Raw genomic sequence first — 10371 nt, forward strand, 5'->3', positions numbered from 1 at the left:
GTCACCACCCCCGCGCCACGTGGACACGCTCCGCACACGGCCGTGTACCATCGGCGATCGAGGCGGCGCCCCTCCCGGCGCCGGAGCGGCCCGCCGTGCCCGGCCCGTCCGGGACGCCCACCAGGAGGTCAGCCATGCCCGACGCCGGTCGGTTCAGCGAGTCGGGCGAGCAGGGCTCGCGCGCGGTGATGGAGGCGGCCGCCGTCCTGGAGCGCGAACTGGCCGCCGGACTCGCCGACGCCGGGGCCGCGGCGCAGCGGCTGACCACCGAGCACCGGGTCGACCAGGAGGAGTTCGACCGGCTGGTGCGCCGGGTCTCCGACAACACCCACCAGCTGATCGACGCGGTCGGCGAGCGGGTCCTCGCCGGCACCACCGGCGAGGTCTCCGAGCACGCCCGGCGGCTGACCGCCGACGCCCACGACGTCCTCGACCTGCTGCTCCGCCTCGGCTCGCTCGCCCCCGGCCTCGCCAACCGCCCCCTGAAGGACGCGTTCGGACCGCAGCGCGACGCCCGGCCGGACGACGGCGCCGAACCCGGCCACCGGCCGCAGGGGTGACGGCCCCGGCCCCCGCCCTCGGCGGGCCGCTGGTCGAACGCGTCCTGGCCCGCTACCGCGAGCGGACCGTCGCCGAACTGCTGCGCCACATCCCCGGGCAGAGCCCGCCCTACCTCTACGACCTGGCCGCCGACTACCCGACCCGGCCCTGCAAGGGCCTGCGGGCGGCGCTCTGCCTGGTCACCTGCGCGGCATTCGGCGGGCGGACCGAGCGGGCGCTCAACCCGGCCGTCACGGTGGAGCTGTTCCACAACGCCTTCCTGGTCCACGACGACATCCAGGACGGCAGCGAGCTGCGCCGCGGCGCGCCCACCCTGCCCGCCCGGTACGGCGTCGAGGTGGCGCTGAACGTCGGCAACGCCACCAACCTGCTCGGTCTGCGCCGGGTGATGGCCAACCGGCGGGAGCTCGGCGGGGAACTCGCCTGGCGGCTGTTCGAGGAGACCGAGCTGATGTGCCGCCAGTCCCTGGAGGGCCAGGCGCTGGAGATCGCCTGGATCCGGGACAACGCCTGCGGGCTGACCAGCAGCGACTACTACCGGATGTGCCTGAAGAAGACCTCCTGGTACACCTTCCTCTACCCGTGCCGCTCCGGCCTGCTGGTCGCCGGCGGCGCGGACGCCGACGCGCACCGGCTGGACCGCTTCGGCTGGTACCTGGGCGCCGCCTTCCAGATCCAGGACGACGTGCTCAACCTGACCGGGGAGGCCGAGGAGTACGGCAAGGAGATCGCCGGGGACCTGTGGGAGGGCAAGCGCACCCTCATGCTGATCCACCTGCTGGAGCGCGCCACCCCGGCCGAACGGGCCCGGGTGGTGCGCCATCTGAGCCTCACCCGGGCGCAGCGCGGCCCCGGGGCGGCGGCCGAGGTGGCCTGGCTGCTCGACCGGATGGCGGCGTACGACTGCGTGGCGAGCGCCCGGGAGGCGGCGGCCGGGCTGGTGGCGGCTGCCGGGCGGGAGGCGGAGGCGGTGCTGGCGGGGGCGCCGGAGCCGGCCGACGAGGAGGCGGCGCAGGCCCTGGCGTTCCTCGCCGCGCTGCCGGACTTCGTGGTGGCCCGCGGCCGTTGACCCCCTCCGCCCCGGGCGATGTCACCGGGGTTGCGTAGGATCCGCGACGGCGCTCCCGGACGGCGGGAACCGGCCGCGCGGCGGCCGGCGTCACCGGGGATGACGTCGCACAGTCGAGGTGGGGGTGGGGTGGCCGATGTCCGCACGGTCAGGTCTGCGGGAACTCGAACGACTCGCCGGGCGGTTGCCGGCCGGCGCCGAACTGTACCGGCTGCGCCCGGACGGCCGCGTCCTGCTCGCGGACCGCGACGGCGCCCGGGAGCTGGGTCCGCAGTCGCCGCACGGCCCGGCCGGTGAGGAGTTGCTCCGCTTCATCGACCGGGGCCAGTACGCCCACTACCTGGTCGGCGACGCCAAGACCTCGCCGGAGCGGCCGTCGAACGCCACCTACAAGCTCGGCATCGTCGCACCGCGCAGCGCCTTCACCCCGCACGCGCACGGCGGCGAGCACCTGGTACTCAGCCTCGGCCACGCCGCCTGCGGCCTCTACGACGCCGAGCGGCGCCGGGTGGTCGAGGTGCCGCTGACGCCGGGGCTGCTGATCCGGATACCCGAGCTGATGCCGCACTCCTTCGCCAACCGGGGCCGCGAACCGCTCAACATCCTGGCCGCCAACACCGGTTACGGCATCGACCACGAGGACTACGCGATCACCGCGGCCGAGGCCGAGCGCCGCTCGGAGGACGAACTCGCCGAGGCGCTGCGGGCGGTGGAGCGCGGGCAGCGGATCGGGCGGGTCGGGCGGCGGGAGCGGCTGGCGGCCGGGCTGCGCAAGCTGGCGGCGGCGCTGGAGGACGGCGCGCGATGACCTGCCCGCACTGCGCGGCCGAGCTGCGGCACCGCGAGCGTCTCGGCCTGACCTGCCCGCGCTGCCGGAAACGGTTCGCCCTGGAGCCGAGGAGCACCCAGGGCCTGAGCGACCTGCGCCTGCGCCGGGCCGTCGAGCAACTCGGCGACAACGGGCGGCTGGTGGTGACGGTCGACCAGCTGCGCTGGGCGTTCCAGCGGCGCGGACGCCCGGCGGCCCTGCCCGCCCGGCGGGCGGGGGGCCGGCCCGTCGCACCCGACGAGGTCGACGTCCGCGAGCTGGTCGTCACCCTGGTCCTCGGCGGCCTCGCGCTGGGTGGCGCCTACTTCTTCGTGGCCCTGGTGCCCCTGATCGTCCTCGCCGTCCCGGCCGCCCTCTTCGCCCTCCTCCTGTTCTGCGCGGCGGTGAACCCCGTGCGGCGGCTGGTGTTCCGCAGGCGGATCGAAGCCCGGTGGCAGCAGGCCGAGCGGGCGTGGCAGTACCGGCAACAGGCCCTGGAACGCGAACAGCAGGAGTGGACCGAGCCGTTGCAGGAGGACGGGCGCTGGACCGCCGTGACCTTCCGCGACTCGGTCGTGCTCCCCTGGTGTGCGGTCTACGGCGGCCTCCCGGCCGGTCTGACCGGCGGGCTCGACGTCGAGCCCGCCGTCTGGGACGGCCCCCCGGCGCTCGCGGTGCTCTGCCCGGAATGGACGGTGCGGGTCTTCCTGCACGCCAACGGCTTCCCCGAACGCCACCGGGCCGTGGTCGTCGACCGCGTCGACGACCTGCCGCGGGACCTGCCGGTGATCGTGCTGCACGACGCCTCGCCGCGGGGCCACCTGCTGGTCGTCGAGGCCCGCGCCGCGCGGCCGGAGCTCCTGGTGGTGGACGCCGGGCTGGCGGCGCGCACCGTCCTCGGCGCGGGGCGGAACGCCGTCCAGATGTACGCCCACCAGAAGCGCGAGCCCCTGGCGGAGCTGCTGCGGCAGCTGCCGGAGCTGACCGCCGAGGAGTACACCTGGTTCGAGGCGGGCCTGTGGAGCCCGCTGGCCGCCGTGCCGCCCAAGCGGCTGATGGCGCTCGCCGAACGGGCGGCCGCCCGGGCGCTCGCCGAGCGGGTGCCACGGCGTGATGTCGGATTCCTCAGCTGGCCGGAGCCGGAGGCACCGCGATGATCTGCCCGCACTGCGAGAAGTCGCTGCTCCAGCGTCAGCGCCCCCGGCGCCGGTGCTCCTACTGCCACAAGGAGTTCGCCCTCGAACCGAAGGTGGACGGCCCCGGCCTGCACGACCTGCGGATCCGCAAGGTCACCGCGAAGCTCTCCGACGAGGGCCGGCTGACCGTCACCAGCGGGCAGTTGAACTACGCCCTGCAGCACCGGGGGCGCCCCCCGCAGCGGTTCCGGGGCGACAAGGCCCGCGCGGCCGGGCGGATCGGCTTCGGCGTGATCGGGCTCGTCATCGCCGTCGCGGCGATCGACACCGGCCTCAGCCCGCTGATCGTGCTGGTCGCGCTGCTGCTGATCGGCCTCGGCATCCGCCAGGTGATGCTGTCGGACGTCCCCGCGCCGCCCACGCCGGTGAGCTCGCGGTGGACCGAGGAGGTCTTCCGCCGCACCGTGCTGGACCGGTGGCGGCACGTCTACGGCACGCTGCCGCCCGGCCTGGTGGAGGACGCGCTGGTGCGGCCCGGCCCGGTGCCCGCCGACCCGGCGTTCGTCCTGCTCTGCCCGGACCGCACGGTCACCTCGTTCCTGCACGCCAACCGCTACCCCGAGCGGCACCGCGCGCCGCTCGTCCACGAGCTGCGCGCGGTGCCGGCGGGCCTGCCGCTGGTGGTGCTGCACGACGCCTCGCCGAAGGGGCACCGGCTGGTCGCCCAGGCGCGCACCGCCCGCCCCGGGCTGCGGGTGCTGGACGCCGGACTGTCGGTGCGCACCGTGCTGGTCGACGAGCACAGGTACACCCTGCTGCGCGACGTCCACCGCTCCGAGGAGTCGCTGCTGCGCCTGGAGCACGCCGTCCCGGAGCTGACCGGCAGTCAGCTCGACTGGTTCGCCGACGGCTGGTGGACCCCGCTGGCCGCGCTGCCGCCCAAGCGGCTGATGGCGCTCGCCGAGCGGGCCGCCGAGCGGATCACCGCCCCGCCGGCGCCCCGGGACCCGGCCGCCCGCCGCACCGGGCCGGCGGGCTCCCCCGCCGCGGGGCGGCCGGAGAGCCCGGTCGAGACCCGCCGCCGGGCCCTCGCCGTGGGCTTCATGACCTGGCCCGAGCCCGGGCCCGACGGCACGGCCGGGGACGGGGGCCGCCCCGGCGGACCGGACCTCGGGAAGGGCCCCGCATGACGGCGGGCACGACGAGAGGCAGGAACCGAATGACGCTGCGTCCGCTGCTGGACGGCGCGCTGACCGTGGCCGCCGCCCGCGCCGGGGCACCCGGCGGGCTGCGGTACACCGAGCGCCAGCTCTACTACGAGCTGTGCCGGGTGCTCCAGCCGCTGCACGCCGGACCGCGCCGGATCCCGTACACGCTGGCACCGCCCGTGCGCTACGCCCGGTTCGCCACCGCGCTCGCCGCCCGCCGCGCCGGGCTGCCCGGTCTGCTGCCGCCGCCCGCGCCCCGCCCGGCCGGCCCCCGGACGACCGCCGCCGCGGAGCCCGACCTCTACGACTACGGGCTGCCCCGGCTGCTGGTCTGCCAGAGCCGGGAGATCACCGCCATGCTGCTCGCCAACGACCTGCACCTGGAGGCCGCCTGCCCGATCGTCGCGGCCGGCGACCTGCCGCTCGACGAACGGCTGGTGGCGGGCCTCGAACGGGCCGGGGGCGCCGTGCTGCACGTGCTGCACGACGCCAGCCCCTCGGGACTCGCCTGCTACGAAGAGGTCCGGGCGGCGTACGGCCCGGGCGCCGCGCACGGCGGGCCGCAGGGCCTCCGGGTCCGCTCGATGGGCCTGGTGCCCCGGCACGCCACCACCCTGCACCTGACCTCCGGACGCGGCCCGCACGGCTACCGCGGGGCGCTGCCCGCCGGGCTGCGCCCCGAGGAACGGGCCTGGCTCGGTAGCGGACGGACCATCGAGCTGGCCGCCGTCTCCCCCGCCCGGCTGCTGCACACGGTTATCCGCCAGGTCCGCGGCGGCGGGACGCCCGGACCGCGCCGCACCCCGCTGACCCGGCGCGTGCGCACCGCGCGCGGCAGCGGCTTCCTCAGCTGGCCGGCCGGCTGAGCCCGCCCCCCTCCCCGCCCCGATCCGTGAGGCCATCCCGATCCGTGAGGACCCCGCACCCATGAGCAACGCACGCCACCTCGGCTACCGCGACGAACTGCTGGCGGACGGCCAAGTGCACCGCCGCTACGAGGACGGCCGCAGCGAGTGGCGCCGGCGCGGCACCGACCGGCAGATCCACTGGCACGACAGCCTCGGCCGCTCCGGCACCGACGAACCCCTCGGCCGCGACCTGGTCAAGCGGCGGTACGCGGACGGCACGACCGAGTACGGCCGGGACATCGGCTACGGGCGCACCGTGTGGGGCGCCGGGCTGGTCACCCTCAACCGCAGCTCCTTCGGCGGGCGGCTCGGCGTGGTGGTCGGCGCCCTCGGCGTGGCCGGCGTCGCCGCGATCACCGCCGCCCAGCTGCCCCCGACCGAGCTGTCGGAGGCGGAGGAGGAACAGCTGCGCGAGGAGGCCCGCCGGCAGCAGTCCTCCGACCTCTCCGGCGGGGGCGGTGGCGGCGACGGCGGCGGCGAGGTGTCGACGGACGACGACGACCACGACGGGACGCACGCCGACCCGGCCGCCGACGACGACTTCGGCGACTGGAACGACTCCGACGACGGCTGGGACGGCGACGACTTCGGCTGAGCCGCCGCCGGCTCCCGGCCCCGGCCCGCCCCGCCGGGCCGCCACTCGACGAAAGGCACCGCACCACCATGCCCCGCTGCTGCGCCTGCGCCGGACCCGACGCCGACCGGGCCCGCGCCCACCTCGCCGCGCTCACCGGCGCCCCCGCGCCCGACGGCGCGCAGGCCGCCCTGCTCCCCGCCGAACCCGGCTTCGCCACCGGCCCGTTCACCGTCGACGGCACCACCGCCGTCGGCGAGGTCACCCTGCACAACCGGCCCGAGCTGCTCGCCGCCCTCGCCGCGGCCGGCTCCCCGGCGCCCGCCGGCTGCCCCGACGGCGAGCTGCTGCTGCGGCTGTGGCTGCGGCTCGGCGCGGACGGCCTGCGCCGGGCCGACGGGATGTTCGCGCTCGCCGTCGTCGACGGCGCCGACCTCGTGCTGGTCCGCGACCACACCGGCACCCGCACCCTGTTCTACGCCCGGGCCGACGGCTGCTGGGCCGCCTCCACCTCGCTGCGCGCCCTGCGCCACTGGCCCGCGCTCGGCACCGGCCTCGACCTGGCCGCCGTCCGCTCCTTCCTGACCTTCGCCTACCTGCCCGGCGAGGAGACCCTGCTGCGCGGCGTCCACGAGGCACTGCCCGGCCGGGTGCTGCGCCTCGCCGCCGACGGCACCGCCCGCCGGGAACCGTACTGGGAGCCCGCCGAGCGGCTGCCCGAGGGCGCGGCGCCGCCCGAGGGGACGTACGTGCGGGAGCTGCGCGAGCTGCTCGAACAGGCCACCGCGCGGCGGCTGCCGGCCGGCGGGCCGGTCGGGGTGCTGCTGTCCGGCGGCGTCGACAGCTCGCTGGTCACCGCGCTGGCCGCCGGGCTGCACGACCACCCGGTGCACACCTACTCGATCAGCTTCGGCGACCGGCTGCCCAACGAGCTGGGGTACTCCGGGCTGGTCGCCCGCCACTGCGGCACCCGGCACCGGATCCTCACCGTCTCCGGCGAGGAGGTCGCCGCCCGGCTCGCCGACACCGTCGCCCTGCTCGACAGCCCGGTCGGCGACCCGCTGACCGTCCCCAACCTGATGCTCGCCGAGGCCGTCGCCGCCGACGGGATCACCGTCTCGCTCAACGGCGAGGGCGGCGACCCGGTGTACGGCGGGCCGAAGAACCTGCCGATGCTGGTCCACGAGATGCACCGGGACGACCCGTCCCCCGAGGCCCGGGCCGAGGCCTATCTGCGGTCCTACCGCAAGTGCTACGAGGACCTGCCCCGGCTGCTGACCGCCGAGGCCCTGCGCGCCCTGGACGGGCAGCCGCAGCCGCGCCGCTTCGTCGCCCCGTACCTGACGCCCGGGCCGATGCACGCGCTGCTCAACCAGCTGCTGCACTGCAACCTGCGGACCAAGGGCGCCCACCACATCCTCACCAAGGTCGAACGGCTCACCGCCTCGCGCGGGGTGCAGGGCCGCTCGCCGCTGTTCGACCGGCAGGTCGTCGACCACGCCTTCGCCACCCCGCCGACCCTCAAGCTGCGCGGCACGGTGGAGAAGTGGGTGCTCAAGGAGGCGGTGCGGGACCTGCTGCCGGCGGCGGTCGTCGACCGGCCGAAGAGCGGCATGCGGGTGCCGGTGCAGCAGTGGCTGCACGGGCCGCTGCGCGAGCTCTCCGGGGACCTGCTGCTCGGGCGCACCGCCCGGGAGCGCGGACTGGTCCGCCCGGACACCGTCCGCACCTGGATGCGCCGCGAGGGCACCCTGCTGCCGCGCCAGGGCGGGAAGCTCTGGCTGGTGCTCACCCTCGAACTCTGGCTGCGCGCCTACGACCTGTGACCCCGTCGAACGTTCCGTCCCCTGCTGCCCCGGCCCGGGAGGCCCCGTCATGGCACCGACCACCGATTCCCCCGAAGCGCCCGAGCTCCACCTGACCGACCCGCGCACCGGCCACACCCGGGGCACGCTCGTCCCGGCGCGCGCCGGTCAGGTCGCCGAGGCCGTCGCCCGCGCCCGGGCCGCCGCCCCGCGCTGGCGCGCGCTCACCCCGCGCGAGCGCGAACGCCGCCTGGACGCGCTCGCCGACCTGATCGAGCGTCACCTCATTGAGTACACCGTGCTGGAGCAGGCCGGCACCGGGAAGCCCGAGGCGGAGGCCGCCGCCGAGATACGCGAGGTCGCCGACCTGTTCCGGTTCTACGCGGGCGCCGCCCGCACCGGCACCGCCCCGGCCGCCGGCCGCTACCTGCCGGGCCACGAGAGCTGGGTGCGCTGGGAGCCGGTCGGCGTGGTCGCGGCCGTCGTGCCGTGGAACTACCCGCTGCTGATGGCCGCCTGGCGCGGCGCCCCGGCGCTCGCCGCCGGGAACACGGTCGTCGTCAAGCCCGCCGAGACCACCCCCGACTCGGCCACCCTGCTCGCCGCCCACGCCGCCGAGGCGCTGGGCGCGGACGTGCTCACCGCCCTGCCCGGCGACCGCGGGACCGGCCGGCTGCTGGTCGCCGCCGACGTCGACCTCATCGCCTTCACCGGCAGCGCCGCCGCCGGGGCCGACATCGCCGCCCGGGCCGGCCACCGCCGGGTCAGCCTGGAACTCGGCGGCAACAGCCCCGTGCTCGTCCTGCCGGACGCCCCCGCGCACACCTGGTCCGCGCTCGCCGCCGCCTGCACCTACAACGCCGGGCAGAGCTGCGCCGCGCCCGCCCGGGTGATCACCCTCACCGAGAACCACGAACGGGCCGTCGGGGCGCTGGCCGCCGCGCTCGGCGAACGCGAGGCCGGCCGGGACTTCGGCCCGCTCAACAACGCCGCCCAGGCCGCCCGCTACGACCGGATCCTCGCCGCCTCGGGCGCGAAGCGCTCGCTGCCCGCGCCCGGCCGCGCCGACGGGCTGTGGCGACCCGCCCGGCTGCTCGCCGACCTCCCGGACGACGACCCGGCGGTGGTCGAGGAGGTCTTCGGCCCGCTGCTCACCGTCCAGCACGCCCCGACCGTCGAGGCGGCCCTCGCGCTCGCCAACGCCGTGCCGCAGGCCCTCGGCGCCAGTGTCTGGACGGGCGACCTGTCCGCCGCCCTCGACCTCACCGCCCGCCTGGACGCCGGCGAGGCCTGGATCAACTGCCACCTCGTCCAGAGCGCCGAACTCCCCCACGGCGGGCGCGGCGCCTCCGGCCAGGGCACCGACCTGTCGGTCCTGGCCCTGCACGAGTACCAGCGCCCGAAGACGGTGACCGCCCGCCTCTGAGCACGCGGCACGAGTCGGTCGCCCCCCCGGCGGACCCGTTCGGCTGAAGGGCGGCAACCGGCCACCCGGCCGCCACCCGCCACCGGGTGGTTCACCCGTTCGCACCGGTTCGCCGGACGGGCGGGCCCCGGTGCCCTAGGGTCGGTGCGGCAAGTGGTCGGAGTGACAGGGGGTACGGCAGGTGCGGTACGGAATCATCGGGACGGGCGGGGTCGCGCGGACGATCGCGGACAAGCTGGTGGCGCTCGGTCACGAGGTGACGCTCGGTTCGCGCAGCAAGGACAACGAGGCGGCCGCCGCCTGGGCCGAACAGGCCGGGGCCGGCGGCCACCACGGGACCTTCGCCGACGCCGCGGCGTTCGGCGAGGTGCTGCTGAACGCCACCCCGGGGACGGTCGCGGTGGAGGCGCTGCGGTCGGCCGGGGCGGAGCACCTGGCGGGCAAGCTGCTGATCGACCTCTCCAACCCGCTGGTCTTCTCGCCGGAGGGCGAGCTGACGCTGGACCCGGTGAACACCGACAGCGTCGGCGAGCGGATCCAGCGGGAGTTCCCGCAGGCGCTGGTGGTGAAGACGCTCAACACGCTGACCGCGCCGCTGATGGTGGACCCGGCCCGGCTGGAGGGCGAGCACAACCTGTTCGTGGCCGGGAACGACGCGGACGCCAAGGCCCGCACGGTGGCGCTGCTGGGCACCTTCGGCTGGCCGGCCGAATGGGTGATCGACCTGGGCGACATCACGGGTGCCCGGGCGATGGAGATGATGATGCCGTTCTGGATCCGCCTGATGGGGGCCTTCGGCACGACGGACTTCAACTACGCGTTCAAGCGCGCCCGGTAGCGGACGCCGGCGCCCCCGCCCCCTGCGAGGAGGGGACG

The 10371-nt window shown here is 76.4% G+C and carries 10 protein-coding genes; all 10 read left to right on the forward strand.

What is annotated here, in order from left to right; translation table 11 throughout:
* The first annotated feature begins 134 nt into the window (after positions 1 to 134).
* The 10 genes from ACFXAM_RS35025 to ACFXAM_RS35070 all read left to right on the forward strand — a co-directional run bounded on the left by ACFXAM_RS35025 (position 135) and on the right by ACFXAM_RS35070 (position 10333).
* Positions 135 to 560, forward strand: coding sequence for a hypothetical protein (locus ACFXAM_RS35025; RefSeq protein WP_380297526.1), 426 nt, complete (start codon positions 135 to 137; stop codon positions 558 to 560).
* Positions 557 to 1630 carry a polyprenyl synthetase family protein gene (locus ACFXAM_RS35030; protein ID WP_380297528.1) on the forward strand — a complete coding sequence of 358 codons (1074 nt, stop codon included), beginning with the start codon at positions 557 to 559 and terminating at the stop codon, positions 1628 to 1630. The genes ACFXAM_RS35025 and ACFXAM_RS35030 overlap by 4 nt, the downstream gene beginning before the upstream one ends.
* Before the next feature lie 136 nt (positions 1631 to 1766).
* Positions 1767 to 2438, forward strand: a complete 672-nt coding sequence (locus ACFXAM_RS35035; RefSeq protein ID WP_380297530.1) for a cupin domain-containing protein — start codon at positions 1767 to 1769, stop codon at positions 2436 to 2438.
* Complete coding sequence (locus ACFXAM_RS35040; RefSeq protein WP_380297531.1) at positions 2435 to 3595, forward strand: hypothetical protein; 1161 nt, start codon at positions 2435 to 2437, stop codon at positions 3593 to 3595. Before ACFXAM_RS35035 ends, ACFXAM_RS35040 begins: the two co-directional genes overlap by 4 nt.
* Positions 3592 to 4764, forward strand: coding sequence for a hypothetical protein (locus tag ACFXAM_RS35045; RefSeq protein ID WP_380297532.1), 1173 nt, complete (start codon positions 3592 to 3594; stop codon positions 4762 to 4764). The genes ACFXAM_RS35040 and ACFXAM_RS35045 overlap by 4 nt, the downstream gene beginning before the upstream one ends.
* Before the next feature lie 29 nt (positions 4765 to 4793).
* Positions 4794 to 5648: a hypothetical protein gene (locus tag ACFXAM_RS35050; protein WP_380297534.1), complete on the forward strand. Its 855-nt coding sequence runs from the start codon at positions 4794 to 4796 to the stop codon at positions 5646 to 5648.
* Positions 5649 to 5709: 61 nt separating this feature from the next.
* On the forward strand, positions 5710 to 6285 hold the full coding sequence (locus tag ACFXAM_RS35055) for a hypothetical protein (protein WP_380297535.1): 576 nt from the start codon (positions 5710 to 5712) through the stop codon (positions 6283 to 6285).
* A gap of 68 nt (positions 6286 to 6353) precedes the next feature.
* Positions 6354 to 8090: an asparagine synthetase B family protein gene (locus ACFXAM_RS35060; RefSeq protein WP_380297537.1), complete on the forward strand. Its 1737-nt coding sequence runs from the start codon at positions 6354 to 6356 to the stop codon at positions 8088 to 8090.
* A gap of 49 nt (positions 8091 to 8139) precedes the next feature.
* On the forward strand, positions 8140 to 9495 hold the full coding sequence (locus tag ACFXAM_RS35065; RefSeq protein ID WP_380297538.1) for an aldehyde dehydrogenase family protein: 1356 nt from the start codon (positions 8140 to 8142) through the stop codon (positions 9493 to 9495).
* A gap of 181 nt (positions 9496 to 9676) precedes the next feature.
* Positions 9677 to 10333: an NADPH-dependent F420 reductase gene (locus tag ACFXAM_RS35070; protein WP_380297539.1), complete on the forward strand. Its 657-nt coding sequence runs from the start codon at positions 9677 to 9679 to the stop codon at positions 10331 to 10333.
* Positions 10334 to 10371 lie beyond the last annotated feature (38 nt).

It is taken from the genome of Kitasatospora sp. NPDC059462, from assembly GCF_042749955.1.
Classification (GTDB): Bacteria; Actinomycetota; Actinomycetes; order Streptomycetales; family Streptomycetaceae; genus Kitasatospora.